The organism is Salibacterium salarium, assembly GCF_030813635.1.
GTDB classification, from domain to species: Bacteria; Bacillota; Bacilli; order Bacillales; family Marinococcaceae; genus Salibacterium; species Salibacterium salarium.
The window spans coordinates 554,092-570,904 of record NZ_JAUSUM010000002.1; the positions used below are offsets into that span (position 1 = coordinate 554,092).

General features: G+C 37.1%; 19 protein-coding genes. 7 read left to right on the top strand and 12 right to left on the bottom strand.

Features of this window, described 5'->3' with window-relative positions:
• Positions 1-52 precede the first annotated feature (52 nt).
• Positions 53-580, bottom strand: a complete 528-nt coding sequence (locus J2S78_RS08590; protein WP_306897806.1) for a DUF4178 domain-containing protein — start codon at positions 578-580, stop codon at positions 53-55.
• A 145-nt stretch (positions 581-725) separates the two neighbouring features.
• On the opposite strand from J2S78_RS08590, the gene speD reads away from it, so the two are divergent.
• Positions 726-1,118 (top strand): adenosylmethionine decarboxylase, encoded by a 393-nt coding sequence (gene speD / locus J2S78_RS08595; RefSeq protein WP_306897807.1) that lies wholly within the window; start codon positions 726-728, stop codon positions 1,116-1,118.
• Positions 1,106-2,134 (top strand): potassium channel family protein, encoded by a 1,029-nt coding sequence (locus J2S78_RS08600; RefSeq protein ID WP_306897809.1) that lies wholly within the window; start codon positions 1,106-1,108, stop codon positions 2,132-2,134. Before speD ends, J2S78_RS08600 begins: the two co-directional genes overlap by 13 nt.
• Positions 2,135-2,189: 55 nt before the next feature.
• On the opposite strand, the gene J2S78_RS08605 is transcribed toward J2S78_RS08600, so the two are convergent.
• The 3 genes from J2S78_RS08605 to J2S78_RS08615 all read right to left on the bottom strand — a co-directional run bounded on the left by J2S78_RS08605 (position 2,190) and on the right by J2S78_RS08615 (position 4,813).
• Positions 2,190-3,776, bottom strand: a complete 1,587-nt coding sequence (locus tag J2S78_RS08605; RefSeq protein ID WP_306897811.1) for a polyamine aminopropyltransferase — start codon at positions 3,774-3,776, stop codon at positions 2,190-2,192.
• A gap of 64 nt (positions 3,777-3,840) precedes the next feature.
• Positions 3,841-4,239, bottom strand: a complete 399-nt coding sequence (locus tag J2S78_RS08610) for a DUF350 domain-containing protein (RefSeq protein ID WP_306897812.1) — start codon at positions 4,237-4,239, stop codon at positions 3,841-3,843.
• 28 nt (positions 4,240-4,267) lie between these two features.
• Positions 4,268-4,813, bottom strand: coding sequence for a DUF4247 domain-containing protein (locus J2S78_RS08615; RefSeq protein WP_306897814.1), 546 nt, complete (start codon positions 4,811-4,813; stop codon positions 4,268-4,270).
• A gap of 292 nt (positions 4,814-5,105) precedes the next feature.
• Between J2S78_RS08615 and J2S78_RS08620 the strand changes: the two genes are divergently transcribed.
• From J2S78_RS08620 to J2S78_RS08635, 4 genes are all read left to right on the top strand, one after another.
• Positions 5,106-5,783, top strand: coding sequence for a PspA/IM30 family protein (locus tag J2S78_RS08620; RefSeq protein ID WP_306897817.1), 678 nt, complete (start codon positions 5,106-5,108; stop codon positions 5,781-5,783).
• Positions 5,784-5,856: 73 nt separating this feature from the next.
• Positions 5,857-6,654, top strand: coding sequence for a molybdate ABC transporter substrate-binding protein (gene modA / locus J2S78_RS08625; protein ID WP_306898762.1), 798 nt, complete (start codon positions 5,857-5,859; stop codon positions 6,652-6,654).
• Positions 6,651-7,313, top strand: a complete 663-nt coding sequence (modB, locus tag J2S78_RS08630; protein ID WP_306897819.1) for a molybdate ABC transporter permease subunit — start codon at positions 6,651-6,653, stop codon at positions 7,311-7,313. The genes modA and modB overlap by 4 nt, the downstream gene beginning before the upstream one ends.
• A 17-nt stretch (positions 7,314-7,330) precedes the next feature.
• Entirely contained in the window at positions 7,331-7,915 is a 585-nt protein-coding gene (locus J2S78_RS08635; RefSeq protein ID WP_306897822.1) for a molybdenum cofactor guanylyltransferase, read from the top strand.
• Here J2S78_RS08635 and J2S78_RS08640 read toward each other — a convergent pair.
• The 3 genes from J2S78_RS08640 to J2S78_RS08650 all read right to left on the bottom strand — a co-directional run bounded on the left by J2S78_RS08640 (position 7,904) and on the right by J2S78_RS08650 (position 11,164).
• The gene (locus J2S78_RS08640) at positions 7,904-8,710 is read right to left on the bottom strand and encodes a uroporphyrinogen-III synthase (protein WP_306897824.1); all 807 of its coding nucleotides are present in this window, start codon (positions 8,708-8,710) and stop codon (positions 7,904-7,906) included. The genes J2S78_RS08635 and J2S78_RS08640 overlap by 12 nt on opposite strands.
• 146 nt (positions 8,711-8,856) lie before the next feature.
• On the bottom strand, positions 8,857-10,263 hold the full coding sequence (locus J2S78_RS08645; RefSeq protein ID WP_306897827.1) for an MDR family MFS transporter: 1,407 nt from the start codon (positions 10,261-10,263) through the stop codon (positions 8,857-8,859).
• 31 nt (positions 10,264-10,294) lie between these two features.
• A complete protein-coding gene (locus tag J2S78_RS08650) occupies positions 10,295-11,164 on the bottom strand; it encodes a TetR/AcrR family transcriptional regulator (protein WP_306897828.1) in 870 nt (289 codons plus the stop codon).
• A 223-nt stretch (positions 11,165-11,387) separates the two neighbouring features.
• On the opposite strand from J2S78_RS08650, the gene J2S78_RS08655 reads away from it, so the two are divergent.
• The gene (locus tag J2S78_RS08655; protein ID WP_125555403.1) at positions 11,388-12,989 is read left to right on the top strand and encodes an ABC-F family ATP-binding cassette domain-containing protein; all 1,602 of its coding nucleotides are present in this window, start codon (positions 11,388-11,390) and stop codon (positions 12,987-12,989) included.
• A gap of 48 nt (positions 12,990-13,037) precedes the next feature.
• Here the strand turns inward: J2S78_RS08655 and J2S78_RS08660 are convergent, their stop codons facing one another.
• From J2S78_RS08660 to J2S78_RS08680, 5 genes are all read right to left on the bottom strand, one after another.
• The gene (locus J2S78_RS08660) at positions 13,038-13,862 is read right to left on the bottom strand and encodes a S1C family serine protease (protein WP_306897829.1); all 825 of its coding nucleotides are present in this window, start codon (positions 13,860-13,862) and stop codon (positions 13,038-13,040) included.
• Between the two features lie 319 nt (positions 13,863-14,181).
• Entirely contained in the window at positions 14,182-14,571 is a 390-nt protein-coding gene (locus J2S78_RS08665) for a hypothetical protein (RefSeq protein WP_306897831.1), read from the bottom strand.
• 79 nt (positions 14,572-14,650) lie between these two features.
• Positions 14,651-14,854 carry a DUF6501 family protein gene (locus J2S78_RS08670; protein WP_306897833.1) on the bottom strand — a complete coding sequence of 68 codons (204 nt, stop codon included), beginning with the start codon at positions 14,852-14,854 and terminating at the stop codon, positions 14,651-14,653.
• Between the two features lie 18 nt (positions 14,855-14,872).
• Entirely contained in the window at positions 14,873-15,295 is a 423-nt protein-coding gene (locus J2S78_RS08675) for a GNAT family N-acetyltransferase (RefSeq protein ID WP_306897835.1), read from the bottom strand.
• A gap of 109 nt (positions 15,296-15,404) precedes the next feature.
• On the bottom strand, positions 15,405-16,619 hold the full coding sequence (locus J2S78_RS08680; RefSeq protein ID WP_306897837.1) for a NupC/NupG family nucleoside CNT transporter: 1,215 nt from the start codon (positions 16,617-16,619) through the stop codon (positions 15,405-15,407).
• Positions 16,620-16,813 lie beyond the last annotated feature (194 nt).

Here is a 16,813-nt window from a genome sequence, read left to right on the forward strand (position 1 = left end):
AAACAGGGCTGCCTCCAAACCGCTTCAATCAACTTTTGGGGCAGCCCTATTTTTACGTTCCAGCTATAATAGATATTTCTTTTTCCGTTATTTCCTGGCCAACACTGGCCTCTAAACTCCCTCCCCATTTTTCAATCGATAATAACTTTTCCTGTGTTTCTTTATCCACCATATCCCAGTATTGTACCGTTTGATTTACCGAAGCCCCCACGCTTCCTTCCACTTCTGTTATTTTTGCTGTGCCGTGTTCCTGAAGTTGAAACTCTGTCCCTTCATAAGTCAAAGTACGGCTATTTGGTTCCTCAATAGGAGTACTGCTCTTATCGTATATACCGATTATCCATTCGTCATCCTCTTCTAATGATAGCCAGCGGTTATTCCTTTCTCCTTCTAGGTGATAAACTGTCCACTCCCAATCGCTGTCTTTGTATGTGATTTTTCCGACAACAATGTAATCTTCTAAATCAAAAGTGACGATATCATTTAAGGCTAGAGTCTGAATAGACCGTGTTTCCTTTTCCTTTTCTTTATCTACATTTCTCGATCGAAATATTTCTTTAACACGTGCCATTACTCCCATTCGTTATCCTCCTTTTTCTTCCTGCTATTATAGCATATTCCATCTTTTTGTTTAAATTAATAGATAACAGACCAATGGAATGGTAAAATAAAGTGCGAGTTTTTCTTTTTGTTATTTTAGACTGAAACAAAGGAGAGTTCAATAGATGCCATATACGACGGAAGGAAAACATGACATCGCTGACTTATGGGGCTGTTCATTTTCTCTTCTTAATGATGAGCAAACCTTAATACATCATATCAAACAAGCGATATTTCGTTCAGGGGCTACCATTCTTTCTATTCAATCCCATCGTTTTCATCCTCAAGGGATTACGATTCTAGCTATGTTATCAGAGTCTCACATGAGTCTTCACACGTATCCGGAAAAAGGGTTTTGCGGGATGGATTGTTATACATGCGGTGATTCGATTAACTCAGACGCTTCTATCACCTATATGATAGATTATTTATCTCCAACGTCCGTTCAACGAAAGTTACTAAAACGTGGAGATGGTGAGATTTTGGACGAACAAGGAGTGTCACAATGTATATACTAAGGCAATTATACGAAAAAGCGATAAACATAGGATACTGGTCTCTTGCCATTTTTACGTTGCTTTTCATCGCAGTCTCCGTTTTTGGTATTCAATCCATCGAACCAGAAACGTTTGATTTCATGAATGCTTTGTGGTGGGTAATGACTACATCTACAACCGTAGGATATGGAGATATTTCTCCAGTTACTACCGGTGGGCAGTGGTTTACGATGCTGTTTGTGTATCCAGTCGGTATCGGTATTATAGGAGTTGTCATTTCAAAAATATTTGATTCGATACTTCATTACAAACAAGCGAAGGAGGAAGGTAGAGTGCCATTTAAAGAAGCGAATCACACCGTTTTTATTGGCTGGGCAAATGGAAAAACGGTAAGTGCAGTAGAAGAACTTTTAACCAATGAAACAAACCATGTTGTATTGATTGACCGAAACTTACAAAAGTCACCATATCAGCATGAACGTTTTCATTTTGTGAAAGGAAGTGCAACAGACGAACAAACATTAAAAAACGCAAACATAACAGAGGCCAAAACCGTAGGGATTTTCGCTCCTCACGATATTGATGATTTGGATTTAGCAGACGGGAGGACATATCTAGTTGCATCAACCATTGAGCAATACGGTGAAAAACATGGAACTTCTATTTACACCATAGCTGAAATTATGTCTGATAAGCACGAGGAACTTTTTTTGCGGGCTGGCATTAATGAATGCATTCCATCATATCAATCGATTTCCAATCTGATTGCAAAATCAACGGAATATCATGGGTCCAGCACCTTTTTTATGCAATTGTTGAGTAAACAATATGGTGATGATCTTCATTTAATACCAAAAAAAGAAAAGTGGCATACATATCGCGAAGCTCGGGATGATTTGGAAAAACAAGAAGCTATATTAATCGCAGATGACAAGTCCTTCATAACAAAAGGCTGGGATACATCTATCTCAAAAGATACGAAACTAGCTGTAATATGCGACCAAGAGACTTACGAAAAAATTCTAAAAAATAGCTAACGAGAATACAAAACCCTTTCCTATATAAAAACCGCAAACACAAACGTTTGCGGTTTTAATAAAATCTCCACGCTTTATTATACAAATCAGCCAAAACCGGATGATTGATTGTATTTTCCTGATAAGAAAAGCCGTCTATTGCTTTTGTTTCATCTTTCCCAAACTGAAATAAACTTGAAACCATATCTGTATGTAGATATTTTGTGTCAGCTTGTTCTGGAATGTTTATATCACTTACATTAAAAGGTTTTTTGGTAGCTATCGTGAACCCCCAGTTTCCAAATGAAGGTATATCGACATGAAAATTATCAACATAAAACCCAGCACCTCTGATCGTTTCAGAAATCGTCCAATACGATTTTCTTGCAAATACGGGACTTGTGGATTGGACAACAGCTACACCATTTTCATCAAGTCTGTCATACATTAATCCATATAACTCCCTAGAATATAACTTGCTTAATTCTAAACTGTTCGGGTCAGGCAAATCTGATAAAATTAAGTCATATGTTTTTTCGCTTTCTTTTATAAATGAGAAAGCATCACCATGAGTGATGGAAACACGTTCATCTTCTAGGGAATGTTCATTGATATCGGTCAAATGCGGATTGGATTTTGCCAACTCTGTAACTTTTGGATCCAGGTCAACTAACTTCATTGAATCAATGTTGTCATAAGGAATCATTTCTCGAATGGCTAAACCATCCCCGCCTCCCATTATTAATACATCGATTCCTGTTTCCTCCCCCTCATCTTCCGTATTATTTGCATCTTTTTGTTGATGTTGTAACAATCCCATTCCTGGATGAACCAATGATTCATGGTAACGATATTCATCTGATTCTGCGAACTGCAGATTCCCATTTAAATAAAAACGAAAATCTCCTGGAGCAATGGTTCCTACAATCCTCTGATAAGGTGTATCCTCATTAATGACGACCGGATTATCATACATACGCTGTTCCAGTAATGCTGCGTAACTATTGCCAAACAAAAAGCCAGACCCCAATATAATTAGTAAAATAATACCTATTATTTGAGAGCTTCTTGGTTTTTGTATTTCTTTTCTAAAAGCTAAGCTAAGCCAAAATGCTATCGCAACGTTAATCAGGCCGACAAAAAAAGCAGTTTGAATATAACCTAACCAAGGACTTAACAGCAAGGCGAATCCTAAAGTCCCAATCAGCGAACCTGCATAGTCACTGAATAACGTACGAGCTGCACTTTTTTTTAATTCATCCCCACGCTTTTCAGCTTCTCTGATGAGAATGGGAAGTTCCATTCCCGTGAGACATCCTAATATAAAAATCAATAAGCAAAAGAAGACGGAAGCCGTATCACTTCCAACAACCGAAAACATCATGTAAATAATAAGTGTGGAAGAAGCACCTACAGGACCTATAATATATTCAATGCCGATGATGCGTTCGATTAAATGCTTTTTCATTCGTTCTGAAATGATAGCACCTACGCCCATCCCTGATAAACTACCTCCCACGGCAATGGCGTAGGATAAAATGGAGCTACCCATGAGATAAGAACCAGCAGCCCCTAATAACATCTGATAAATGATTCCGCATATGGACACGATAAATGACGAAATATACAGCAAGTGTGTCGGTTTTTTCCAGACTTCAAACATAAAATTACCTTTCTACCATTATTTGTAACGGCAAACAAGAAAAAGGACGCTGCGCGTCCCTTTTTTAGATGATAGCAATGGATACCGCGTGAGCAATAACAATCGATATTGCAAGTGACAGAATTCCTACCGCCTTATTATCTTTGGCAAGTTCATCATCAACTTTAAATGACGGCGTTAGAAACTCAAATAAGAAATAACCAATAATTAGAAACACAAAACCGGTCAATCCCCATGTCAACGTTTCTGTGAGCGAAAAAGCATATTCGGCGGATGTCTTCATAATATAAGACAATCCATAAATTTTACCAGCAACGGAAAGTGAAACAGCAATGTTTCCGTTTTTGATTTCTTCCATGTCCTTGAATTTAGTCACCTTTTCAAAAATAAACATGGCAACAAAGATAATAGCCATAATAATAACAAACCATCTTACTGAGTCCATTAATACTGTCCATTCCATTATAAATTCCTCCTCGATAAAAGTATATTTATTTTCCTGTCCCTAGACCGCCACCACGGTTATTTGTTGAACTAACAGATCCCGAGCGATTCGATCCTCGCTCTCCTGGATTTTGATGGTAGTTCCCTCCCGTGCCAACATAGCCTTCATATCCTCTATCTCTATTCTGATTTCCCATGTTGTATAGATCCCCAATTATACGAAACATTGCATACGTTTCAAGCATAGAGGGACTATAATTGTTCTCAACAAATTCTTTTTCAGACACTTCTACTAATGTATCCTGTTGTTCCTCTGGATCTTCCATTACTTGTACAAGCCGGTCTTCATAAGCTAAAAACATCCGTTCTTCATCTTCTTCAGATATATCTTCTGGTTCGTCTTCTCCTTGAATGGTTTGAGCCACTTCAGGAACGGTTTCCCCCGCCGCACGGTAAACATACGATTCATTGTTCGCATCGTCTTCCATCACATTTTCCAAATCATATGTATCGGCTATAAAGTCACCTGAGGGGATACAACCGGTAAGTAGAACGGCTGTTACAATAAAACCGATTATTACTTTTTTTGGCACGACGTTTCCTCCTTTTCCCTCGTTATATGTATATACAGACAAATGATTTCTTGGATTACCTATCCACTTTCGGTCATATAGTGAAATATAATGGTTTTCGCACGACTTTTATTTTACGAGATAAACAACTAAATGAAAAGTAAAAATACAGGATTTATATAAAAATTATAAATGTTGGATTTGAATAGTTAAAAATATTTTAATACAACAAGAAATCAAGTATAATGTAAAGTGTACAAATACTAGTTGAATAGGTATTAAAAAATATAAATAGAGTTTCAGGAGGATTTCGATGAGTATTTTTAAACGACTAAAAGATGTAACACTTTCCAATATGAACGCTTTGTTGGATCGAGCGGAAGACCCGGAGAAATTATTGGATCAGTATTTGCTTGATATGGAAAAAGACATGACGGAAGCAGAAAAGAGCGTCGCTCAACAGATAAGCATTGAGAAGAAATTTAAAAAACAATTAGATGATGCCGAAGAAATGAGAGATAAACGACAATCCCAAGCAGAAAAAGCAATTGAAAAAGGAGACGAAGACCTTGCCAGAAGGGCATTAGAAGATAAAAATCAACACCAGCAAACGATGGATGACCTATCTTCTACTTATGAAGACGCAAAACAGTCGAGCCAACAACTGCGTGATCAATTGCAAGATATGAAAAGAGAATACGAAAAAATGAAAGCGAAAAAAGAAACCCTAAAAGCAAGGGCCAGTTCTGCTAAAGCTCAGAAGAAAATAAACGATTCTATGTCTGGTTTTGGTTCAGATAATGCTTCCGCTGGATTTGACCGTATGTCAGATAAAGTGAATGAACTAGAAGCAGAGGCAGAAACAAGCCAGGAACTTAGAGGATCCAATACATCACTTGATGATGAGCTGGATGCTTTAGATAATAATGACGTGGATGATGAGCTAGAAGCACTTAAATCCAAAATGAACAACAAAAACAAGTCAGAATAATCATCTCCCCTCCTTAAAGGAGGGTTTTTTCTATACATAAAACAAAGGAATAGAAAGAAGGTACTTCATCGTGATGCGCCCCAATAAGATTTTATATTTCACAGAAATCATGGCTGTCTTTTCTATTATCACAGGTTGTTCTCTTTTCGAGGATTCCTCTACCAAGGATATGACTATTCGGATTTCAGCAGCGAGTAGCCTTCAAGATGTAATGGGGGAAGTTGAAACAATCATTGAGACACGTCACCCGACGATGGATGTTGTTTTTAATTACGGATCTTCAGGTTCCCTAAAGCAACAACTTTCACAAGGTGCTCCTATTGATTTGTATCTATCCGCTTCAACAGACACGGTACATGCGTTATTGGAAGATGGAACATTGAAAGAAAAAAACGTGGTAAACTTTCTACAAAATGAACTTGTTCTGATTGAACCAGTTAACAATGATTCATACATTGAAAAGGTAGAAGACATCACTGATGAGAGGTTCGAAAAAATTGCAATTGGTACACCTGAAAGTGTTCCTGCAGGAAAGTATGCTGTAGAAACGTTGAAGAACATTAACGTTTTTCAAGATGTAAGTCCCCATTTCATTCAAGCTAAAAATGTTCGACAAGTACTAACCTATGTTGAAAATGAGAACGTGGACGCTGGTTTCGTTTATAAAACAGATGCGAAGTTATCTGATGAAGTAAACATTGCAACAGAAGTGGACAATAACTATCATTCTCCTATTATTTATCCTGCCGCAATGACAAATAGAGGAGCAGAGAATGACGAAGTACAAGCGCTATTTAATTTTTTCCAAAGCGAAGAATTTAAAAACATTGCTGAAGAATACGGTTTTAAAGCGCAGGTGGGGTCAAATTGATATATACGGTCTCTTTTTGGAATCCAGTTATATTATCTCTAGAAACAGCTCTGGTCGCACTTGTTATTATTATTTTATTAGGGACTCTTGCTGGAAAAAGTATGGCGCGGTCAACATTCCCTGGTAAAACATTTCTAGAAACAATCTTTCTGCTTCCGACCGTATTGCCCCCCACAGTAACCGGCTTTTTACTTATAATTATATTTGGCAGTCAAAGTTTCATCGGAAAGTTTATTGAGGTTATTTTCCAACAGTCCCTTATGTTCACATGGACTGCAGCGGTTATTACAGCAACGGTCGTAGGCTTTCCATTTATGTATCAATCAGTAAAAACGGGATTAAACCAAGTAGATGAGAATATAGAACATGCGGCAAGAACGGATGGTGCAAACGAATGGCATGTGTTTTTCTTCATTTCGCTCCCCCTTTGCTTTCGATCTATTGTCTCAGGCATTATACTTAGTTTCACTAGAGCTTTAGGAGAATTCGGAGCGACATTTATGTTTGCTGGAAATCTGCCGGGATTAACTCAAACTGTTCCTATTGCTATTTTCACTTCCATGGAGGCCGGAAATATGGAGCTAGCATGGGCCTGGGTCTTATCTATTGTGATTATATCTTTTTTAATGTTGTTTTTCCTTCGTACATATACTGATTAACTAAAGGAGAGGTGAAAATGAACATAACCGGTGTTGTACTTGCTGGCGGGAAATCGTCTCGGTACGGAAAACAGAAGATATTTGAATCCTACCAAGATATTCCCTTTTATAGACATAGTGTTCAAGCTTTTATACAAGGCGGAGTATCTTCGATTTATATCGTTACGAACCAAGAACTATCCGTTTCTTTCTCAACAAACGATTCTCCTGTTATTCCTCTTATTATAGAGCAATCAAAGCACGAAGGTCCGTTAAATGCACTTGCCGCAGCAATGCAAACATTAAAAAAGACAGACTGGTTTTTCATCCTGCCTGCCGATGTCCCATTTATTCAACCTGATTTTGTCCATAAAATGATTTCTACTGTAACAGAAGAATTTGATGCTTTTATTCCTGTGACAAGAAAAAAACAGCAGCCACTTCATGGAGTGTACCACTGCTCTTCTCTTCCCATTATCGAACAACTACTTGATCAAAATGAAAAAAGTATGAAACAACTTATTGAAAAACTGTCCGTCTATTTTCTGTCTTTTTCAAATGAATGTCTTGATTTCACTAATATAAATCATAAGGAAGACTGGCCGTCTTCCTTAGATATATGATTTTGATAATTCAACTATCATTGCTCCCATACGTTCATTTTCAGGTGTTAAAAATCGATTAATTCCCTCTTCAGATAACGCTTCAGCTGTAACTTTACCAACAGCAACTGCAAGGGTATGTTTTTCAAACATTGCCCGAAGGTCTTTATCAAATTTTTGTTCCCTTGCATAACGAAACAACGAATGAACTTGCATTTGTGTTGTAAAACAAATAGCATCATAGCTTTGACTAAGTATTTCTCTTTGAACGGCTTCCAATGTCTTTGATTCCGGTGCAATATGTTTGTAGGGCAACAATTCTGTAACAGAAGCGGCTCCTTTTGATTTTAAAAATTCCGTTAATTTTGGAGCTCTCACGCCATGAAGTTGGACTGTTACGTGCATGTTATCAAAATTTTTATCTTCTAAAACTCTTATTAATCCAGAAGTTGTCCCATCACTATCTCTTGCATCAGGAGTTAGTCCGATGTTTTTTAAAACATTGGCCGTTTTGTACCCACGAGCTGCTACATTAGCTCTTAGAATTCCTTTTTCAAAAAATTCTTTCTCTCCCATTTTTTCAGCAACATCTATAAGAGAGTTTAACCCCATGCCTGTTGTAAATACGTACCAGTCTTGTTGTTCATCTAAAATTTTTTGTAAATCCGATTTGAGCTCCTCTTCAGCTAAAAACGTCGTCCCCTGTAACGGACGAACAACGGCCTCTCCTCCTTGCTTATTTATTAGCGATTCCATTTCTTCTGTTTTTCTTGAGGCTGCGATCATTACTCGCTTTCCAGTCAAACCTTTCCCCAATACCATCCACTCCTTTTCTTAAACTATAAAATGTAACGGCACATCAAACAAGTCTTTTCTTTAGAACAAAAGCCAAAGGCTAATTATCTTACTGTCTTAAACTAAAAGACAGAAACCAAAAAATACAGGTCTCTGTCTCTTTTTATTTATTCTACACTTTTGTGTTTGATAAAGAAACTTAGAATAAGTCCTAGAATACCAAGTATAGATGCTACCCAAAATGCCATATTCACACCATGAATTAAGCCTTCGACGTTTACGTTCGGTGGTTCTCCCAAAGTCATCGTCGTCATTACAGTAACTAGTAAAGCGGTGCCTATAGAACCAGCTACTTGTCTCAACGTATTGTTCATGGCAGTACCGTGAGGAATAAGATGCCTTGGAAGTACATTTAAACCGGCTGTTGTAACAGGCATCATAACCATCGACACTCCAAGCATTCGCATAGCATATAACACTGTCATATAAGTGAATGTCGTTGACGTCGTAAGATCTGTATACATCACATTAGATAAAGTTACAAGCGTAAGTCCTATCACAGCAAGCCATCTTGCTCCGATTTTGTCAAAAATCCTTCCTGATATCGGCGACATTATTCCCATGAGTACTGCACCTGGCAGCATCATTAAACCTGATTCTGTAGCTGTAAAGTCACGCATGTTCTGCATATAAATCGGCAAAATTGTCGCTGCTCCAATCATAGCCATGAATACGAGCATTCCAACACCTGTGGTTAAGGTAAACATGCCATATCGTAACACCCGTACTTCTAAAATAGGTTCTTCGAGCTTTAATTGACGGAACGTAAAGATGACTAAACAAACAATGCCTATAATAAATGATAAGATTACTCCAAAACTGCCCCAGCCTTCGTTTCCAGCACTGCTGAATCCATAAAGAATCCCCCCAAAACCTAACGTAGATAATATAATTGAAGAAACATCTACTTTTGGAAATCTGCGTTCTGTCACGTTCTTCAATACGTAGTACGCAAAGAATATATCAATAACGGCGATTGGAAATACAATATAAAACAACGTTCTCCAGTGAAAATGATCAACCATAAAACCAGATAACGTTGGACCAATAGCTGGTGCAAATGCGATAACCAGTCCTAAAAATCCCATCGCTTGTCCCCGCTTTTCAACAGGGAAGATAAGAAGTACGACTGTCTGCATTAATGGCATCATCACACCAGCAGCACTAGCTTGAACAACTCTTCCTACCATTAAAATTTGGAAATCAGGAGCTAAAGCACAAATCAAAGTACCTATCGCAAATGTAGTAATGGCTGTTAAAAATAACTTTCGTGTTGTAAACGTTTCAATTAAAAAGGCAGTAACGGGTATCATGATACCATTCACAAGCATAAATATCGTTGTTAGCCACTGGGCTGTATTTTCTGTTATATTTAAATCTTCCATAATTGGAGGTAAAGCAGTTGCAAGTAACGTTTGGTTTAAAATAGCAACGAATGCTCCAACTAATAATACAGCCATAATAGGAACCTTTTTTATTTTTGTTGGATCTTGTAAGTTATCTCTTTGAGTCATGATATACGCCTTCTTTTCTTTAATATTACTTTTACTCTATGAATTGTTCTATTGCTTCGATGTCACGTAATGAAGGGGTTTCTTTCAAATAAGAAATAACGGCTTTCATTAAAAAGACGCGTGGTGCCTGCTGTTGTAACTCTTCTTCTAAAAAGTCTAAAGAAGCTAATAACTCTTCTTTCTGTTTCTCGTTTGTCACACACGTTTCAATTTCACTTTTTATCGCAGCTAACGTCTCATCTCGCTCTTCCTCTTTTGTCTTTTTCTCCGGATATTTCCCCATCTCTTCATATTCTTTCATTAAATCATTTGTTAATATTGGATTTAAATGAGATCCGTGTTCAACTAATACATCTAACTTCGCTACAATCTCTTTAGCAAAGGTTTCAGGATTCTCAGTCTCATTATTTTCTTTTATAAGTGTAATATACTCTTTCATTGCCCCCTGTAAAAACAAAACATGGTCCCAAATTTGAGGTCTTATCACATCACCGTACACTTCCGTCAGCCATTCTTTATGCCAACTAATCATTGCTGCTTTTGTTTTTTTCATAAGTGGCAGCAACTTTTTGTTTTCATGGATAGGTACGACCTTATACAGCAACAGGAAGAACTCACGATTGTTGTACAGTCCCTCTAATTCCAAAGATATTTTTTTGATAAGTTGTTCTTTAGCAGATAATGACTGATCTAGATTCACATTTTTTGCCCGCCAAAGCATTTGCTGATGGTTATAACGAAATACTTCAATTAATAAATCTTCTTTTGAAGCAAAATAATTATAAAAGCTTCCTTTAGATATACCGCAATAAGATACTATTTCCTGCACAGATGTTGAAAAGTAACCTTTCTCCGAAAACAATTTTAAAGCTGCAACAACAATGGTTTCATGTTTATCCATTCGTCATTCATACTTCCTTTCTACGAAGTGCAATGTATGACTATAAAGTCATTATAGAACCAGTAAGTTTTTGAAACCTATTATATTCTATATCTCTCTTATTCACTTGTCAAAATAAGAAACTTACTTCTTACGAAAAATCTTTGCGCTTGAAAGACATCGTCTCGTTACGGTAAAGTGTGTTATCATTACAATTAGTTTATATAGTAAAGGATGTATGTTCATGTTAACCTGCCAAAATGTTGAACTCCGTTTTGGAGATAAAAAATTATTTGAAGATGTGAATATTAAATTCACTCCTGGTAATTGTTACGGTTTGATTGGCGCTAATGGCGCAGGAAAATCAACCTTTTTGAAGATTTTATCCGGCGAAATTGATTCGCAAAGTGGTCACGTTAGTATAGAAAAAGGCCGACGCCTTGCTGTTTTAAAACAAGATCATTTCGCTTATGAATCCGAACGTGTGATGGATGTTGTTATTATGGGGCACAGTCGTCTCTTTGACGTAATGAAGGAGAAAGACGCTATTTATATGAAGCCGGATTTCTCGGACGAAGATGGTATGAAAGCGGCAGAATTAGAAGCTGAGTTTGCAGAATTAGGCGGATATGAAGCAGAAACAGAAGCGGCACAGCTATTACGCGGCTTAGGTTTGCAGGAAGAATACCACGACAAGCAAATGTCCGAACTAGCTGGTTCTGAAAAAGTGAAGGTTTTGCTCGCTCAAGCTTTATTTGGCTCACCAGATATTTTGTTAATGGACGAACCGACAAACAATTTGGATATCGCTGCTGTCCAATGGCTGGAAGAATTTTTGATTAACTTTGAAAATACAGTAATAGTTGTCTCTCACGATCGTCACTTTTTGAACAAAGTCTGCACACACATCGCTGATGTCGACTTTGGAAAAATTGAGCTTTATGTTGGAAATTACGATTTCTGGTATGAGTCCAGTCAACTTGCTCAAAGAATGGCAAAAGAATCTAATAAGAAAAAAGAAGAACAAATTAAAGAATTAAAAGAGTTTATTGCCAGATTTAGTGCCAATGCTTCGAAGTCAAAACAAGCCACCTCTCGGAAAAAAACGCTTGATAACATTACACTAGACGATATCAAGCCTTCTTCTAGACGTTATCCGTTTATTCAATTTAAACCAGAACGTGAATTGGGTAAAGACTTATTAACGGTCGAAGGACTTACAAAAACGATTAACGGTGTAAAAGTACTCGACAATGTCAGTTTTGTACTTGGCAGCGGGGATAAAGTCGCTTTCGTTGGTGATCAAGAAATAGCTAAAACGACGTTATTTAAAATAATTACAGGGGAAATGGAACCTGACAGCGGAACGTATAAATGGGGACTTACCACTTCTCTTTCCTATTTTCCAAAAGATAATTCCGCATATTTTGACGATGTAAATATGAACTTAGTGGAATGGTTACGTCAATATTCTCCTAATGATCAAACAGAAACGTTTATACGAAGTTTTCTTGGGAGAATGCTTTTCTCCGGCGAAGAAGTATTTAAAAAAGCGAGCGTATTGTCCGGTGGAGAAAAGGTACGTTGCATGCTCTCTAAAATGATGTTAAGCGGCGCCAATGTATTAATATTAGACGAACCAACGAACCACTTGGATCTAGAATCAATTACTTCATTGAACAATGGGCTTATTAACTTCTCAGGATCATTACTGTTTTCTTCACATGACCACGAGTTTATTCAAACAATCGCAAACCGCATTATTGAATTTACTTCAGATGGCTTCATCGACAAGCAAATCACATATGATGAATATATCGAAGAACAAAAACTTCAAAAAAAATAATACCGTTTCAAAAAAGCAGGCTACCTTCCAAGAGGACAGCCTGCTTTTTCATTCGTTGAAATCATCAAGAAATGTATGAACATCCTCTATCGAAACAGCTAAACCGATAGATTCCCGATTAGAATCAGTTAATGTTCGTTTTGCATAAACAACCCCAGTTACCTCACCTTTTTCTGTGATAATCGGGCTTCCACTATTTCCTTTATAAATAGGAGCGGATATACCTAATTCATCCCCACCTGTCTCTTCTGTACCTAACACCCTTCCCTCATTAGCAATCTTAGTAAAGGAAAGCGGATTTCCAATGACATAAATGTGTTTATTTTCGTCTGAAGTATTTTTTCGCAAAGACAAAGAGTTGAATCCATCTCCTTCTACATCAAGCAAAGCTAAATCTTTCTCTTCATCACTTTTTATTAATTCTGCCTCATACACTTCCCCATTTTCTGCACTGACTCCGATTGAATCTTGATTCTCAATAACGTGATGATTAGTTAAGACTAGCCCATTTTCTTTGATAAAAAAACCAGTTCCCTGCGAACGTAAATATTTTCCTTCTCCTTCAATTGTAACGACAGATTCTTTCCATTCTTGAACATCTTCATCTTGTGAAAGTTTATAAGATGTTTTCAAAAATTCAATAGCATCAAGACGAAATGTATCAAATAAAACAGCCGATGTTTGAAAGACGAGCGCCACTGCTATAACAACTGCTACGATTCGAATCCCCAAACGCTTTTTTTGTTTTTTCTTTTTCTCTTTCGGATTTCTTCTTGGTTCAGCTTCTAATGCTTGCTGAAATTCTTCATAAGAAAGCTCTTCATATTCTTCGTCATACATATCATCTAGTTTGTTTTTATCCTTACGTCGCATTCCAATAAACCCCTTTGTATCACATGACCATTATATACTCAACTATACTATATAATAGCGTTGTTTCGAAAAATTTATATATACCAACACAACATTTTATGAAAAATAATATATTAATATAAAAAGACGACTGCACCAAAATGAAATCCGTGCACTCCAGAAGGACATTTTTTATTCTGTACCACCAGGTCCATATAATACAGACATAAGAATAGCACAAGTGGGCCTCCAAACGGCTGGACGTTGAAGCAGGATCCCGCAAACGCCAAAATTTTAGATATTAAAAAACTATCTGCCTAATATAGCAGATAGCTTCCATTCAACCTTTTTTTATGTTTGGAAATGATTGATCAAATTCTTTTAGCACGTAAACTATAATCGGAAAGTTTTTTCCCCAATCACCTGCTTTATTACGAATAGAAGATACAATGTCAATAGCTGTCTCGTTGGGACCAACTTGAACAATTGTCATAATGACGTCAAAGCGGTCTTTCCCATTAGTCGCTTCAACGAACACTTCCCCTCTCTCTTCATCCGCTTTAATAAGTTTATTAATATTACCGCTTTCATTTTCGAGTTGCTTCGCCTTTCTAAAAACACGTGTGAAGCTTGCTCCATAATATCTAGTCTTTAAATCAGGATGCTTAGCATGATCAGATGTTTCTTCTCTCGGTTTCATCACACGGCTTATTTTGTACCAAAAACTCATATACATCAACCTTTTTCTCTTTACTATCTAGTATACTTTTATTTGGACAAAACATCTAGTATTTTCACGAATGAAACCACTATATTTCTTCAAAATAATCCTTTTTAAAACCACCAATTTTGCCTGTATCATCTATAATAAAATAAAATTCCTCGGTTTCATTTTTCACATCATATATCTGTTCCGGTGTTAATACATTATCTACTTTATATTTTTCTGCATTAGCATGTACACATTTTAACTGTTTTATCGTCTCAGAGGTTGTCCATGTCTTATGAATCATTCTCACTCGACCCCTTCTTTACAATTTTTTGAAATATACATAGCTTTTCTTTCCATAATTCATTTTGTTCTCATAAAAGGAGTGCGCCTGTTTACGACTAAGTCCAGAAGATAATACGACTTTCGAGGCACCTTGTCGTTTTGCGAAGCGTTCAATTTCGACAAGAGCTTTTTTTCCGTTCCCTTGAGAGCGTTTCGTTTCATCAGTAACTAAATCATCTAACCATAGATGGTATCCGTCATACAAATTTTCCTGAAATTTCAACCCTGCTATCATCACATATTGTCCGTCATCATCTATCCACGCAAAAAGTTGATAACCATCATTCTGACGCATTCTCTCAAGCGCTTCTAAAAAATGTTCTTCCTCTAGATAAGGGCGCAGTTGCTTCATAATAAAGAAAGCATTCCTAAATTCTATATCCGTTTTTAGTTCCTTCACCCTTCTTCTACCTCCCTGCAGCATCTTGTAAATCATATCAAGAAGTGTCCAGCTTCGCAACAATGAAAAAGACAGCACCTTCTCTTACAGATGCTGTCTTTTTCTACTTTTAAACAAACATTCCTGCTATAGCAGCGCTAAGGAGAGAAGCAAGCGCACCAGCGATAACTGTTCGTATACCGAGTTGTGCTAACTCTTTTCTTCGTTCAGGTACAAGTGAACCGAAGCCACCTAGAATAATTGCCATCGATGATAAATTAGCAAAACCACAAAGTGCAAAAGTGATTACAGTTTGGGATTTTTCTGTAAATGAATCGATTTCTGGAGCAAAAGCAGCATAAGCTACGAATTCATTGACAACCAGTTTTTGGCCGATAAAGCTTCCTGCCTGCAATGCTTCCACCCATGGAACACCAATCATAAATGCGACTGGAGCAAAAATGTACCCTAATATAAGTTCTAATGACAATTCATCAAAACCGAACCATCCTCCAACTAATCCAAACAAAGAATTAATAACAGCGATTAAGCCGATAAAGGCGAGTAACATCGCACCGACATTAATTGCTAATTGAACCCCGGTGGAGGCACCCTTTGCGGCTGCATCGATTACGTTTTGTGAATCTGTATCCTTCTCCATTTTAATTGAATCACTTGTCGTGGATACCTCTGTTTCGGGCAGCATCATTTTTGCCATAATCAAACCTGCAGGAGCTGCCATAAAACTAGCTGCGAGCAAATATTGTAAAGGGATACCTAGTTGTGAATATCCAACTAATACCGAACCAGCAACAGAAGCAAGTCCTCCCGTCATAACAGCGAATAATTCTGACTTGGTCATATCAGCTAAATAAGGACGTACCACAAGCGGAGCTTCGGTTTGTCCAACAAATATATTGGCTGCTGCTGACATAGATTCCGCTTTACTTGTACCAAGCACATAAGATAAAAAACCACCAATGATTTTTATCAACCATTGCATGATACCGATATAATATAAAACAGCAATTAGAGAAGAAAAGAAAATGATAATCGGGAGCACTTCAAAAGCAAAGACGCTTTGTACCCCTTCAAGATCGAGCAAATCACCGACAAGGAAATTAATTCCCTCATTGGCATTGTCAATGATTGCTTGTACGCCGACTGTTAACCCTTGGAGCATATCACGGCCGAATTCCCATTCCAATACGATGAATGCAAATAAAATTTGAAAAGCTAATCCTCCCAAAATAGTACGAGGATTAATTGATTTTTTTCGACTTGAAAGTAAAAAAGCCAAAAACAAAACAAATGCTATCCCCATTAAACCCCAAAGCAAATTCATGACTGCACCCCTTTTTTTAAAATTGTCCAATGTAAAAAGAAAACGCTTAATAACTGTGAGAAAAGGACATTGATAACTTATCAAATAAAATAGGAAAAGTAAATAATATTTAGAAAATATTATAGAAGAAAATCTTTCAATTCTATCTGATGTCAAAATAAAAACCCTCCCATTATATGGAGGGTTTGTTCAGC

What these genes read in the sequence shown, in the direction of transcription:
- J2S78_RS08590 (WP_306897806.1), bottom strand. Translation starts at nt 580, where the DNA reads ATGGGAGTAATGGCACGTGTTAAAGAAATATTTCGATCGAGAAATGTA.
- speD (WP_306897807.1), top strand. Translation starts at nt 726, where the DNA reads ATGCCATATACGACGGAAGGAAAACATGACATCGCTGACTTATGGGGC.
- J2S78_RS08600 (WP_306897809.1), top strand. Translation starts at nt 1,106, where the DNA reads ATGTATATACTAAGGCAATTATACGAAAAAGCGATAAACATAGGATAC.
- J2S78_RS08605 (WP_306897811.1), bottom strand. Translation starts at nt 3,776, where the DNA reads ATGTTTGAAGTCTGGAAAAAACCGACACACTTGCTGTATATTTCGTCA.
- J2S78_RS08610 (WP_306897812.1), bottom strand. Translation starts at nt 4,239, where the DNA reads ATGGAATGGACAGTATTAATGGACTCAGTAAGATGGTTTGTTATTATT.
- J2S78_RS08620 (WP_306897817.1), top strand. Translation starts at nt 5,106, where the DNA reads ATGAGTATTTTTAAACGACTAAAAGATGTAACACTTTCCAATATGAAC.
- modA (WP_306898762.1), top strand. Translation starts at nt 5,857, where the DNA reads ATGCGCCCCAATAAGATTTTATATTTCACAGAAATCATGGCTGTCTTT.
- J2S78_RS08635 (WP_306897822.1), top strand. Translation starts at nt 7,331, where the DNA reads ATGAACATAACCGGTGTTGTACTTGCTGGCGGGAAATCGTCTCGGTAC.
- J2S78_RS08645 (WP_306897827.1), bottom strand. Translation starts at nt 10,263, where the DNA reads ATGACTCAAAGAGATAACTTACAAGATCCAACAAAAATAAAAAAGGTT.
- J2S78_RS08650 (WP_306897828.1), bottom strand. Translation starts at nt 11,164, where the DNA reads ATGGATAAACATGAAACCATTGTTGTTGCAGCTTTAAAATTGTTTTCG.
- J2S78_RS08655 (WP_125555403.1), top strand. Translation starts at nt 11,388, where the DNA reads ATGTTAACCTGCCAAAATGTTGAACTCCGTTTTGGAGATAAAAAATTA.
- J2S78_RS08660 (WP_306897829.1), bottom strand. Translation starts at nt 13,862, where the DNA reads ATGCGACGTAAGGATAAAAACAAACTAGATGATATGTATGACGAAGAA.
- J2S78_RS08665 (WP_306897831.1), bottom strand. Translation starts at nt 14,571, where the DNA reads ATGAGTTTTTGGTACAAAATAAGCCGTGTGATGAAACCGAGAGAAGAA.
- J2S78_RS08670 (WP_306897833.1), bottom strand. Translation starts at nt 14,854, where the DNA reads ATGATTCATAAGACATGGACAACCTCTGAGACGATAAAACAGTTAAAA.
- J2S78_RS08680 (WP_306897837.1), bottom strand. Translation starts at nt 16,619, where the DNA reads ATGAATTTGCTTTGGGGTTTAATGGGGATAGCATTTGTTTTGTTTTTG.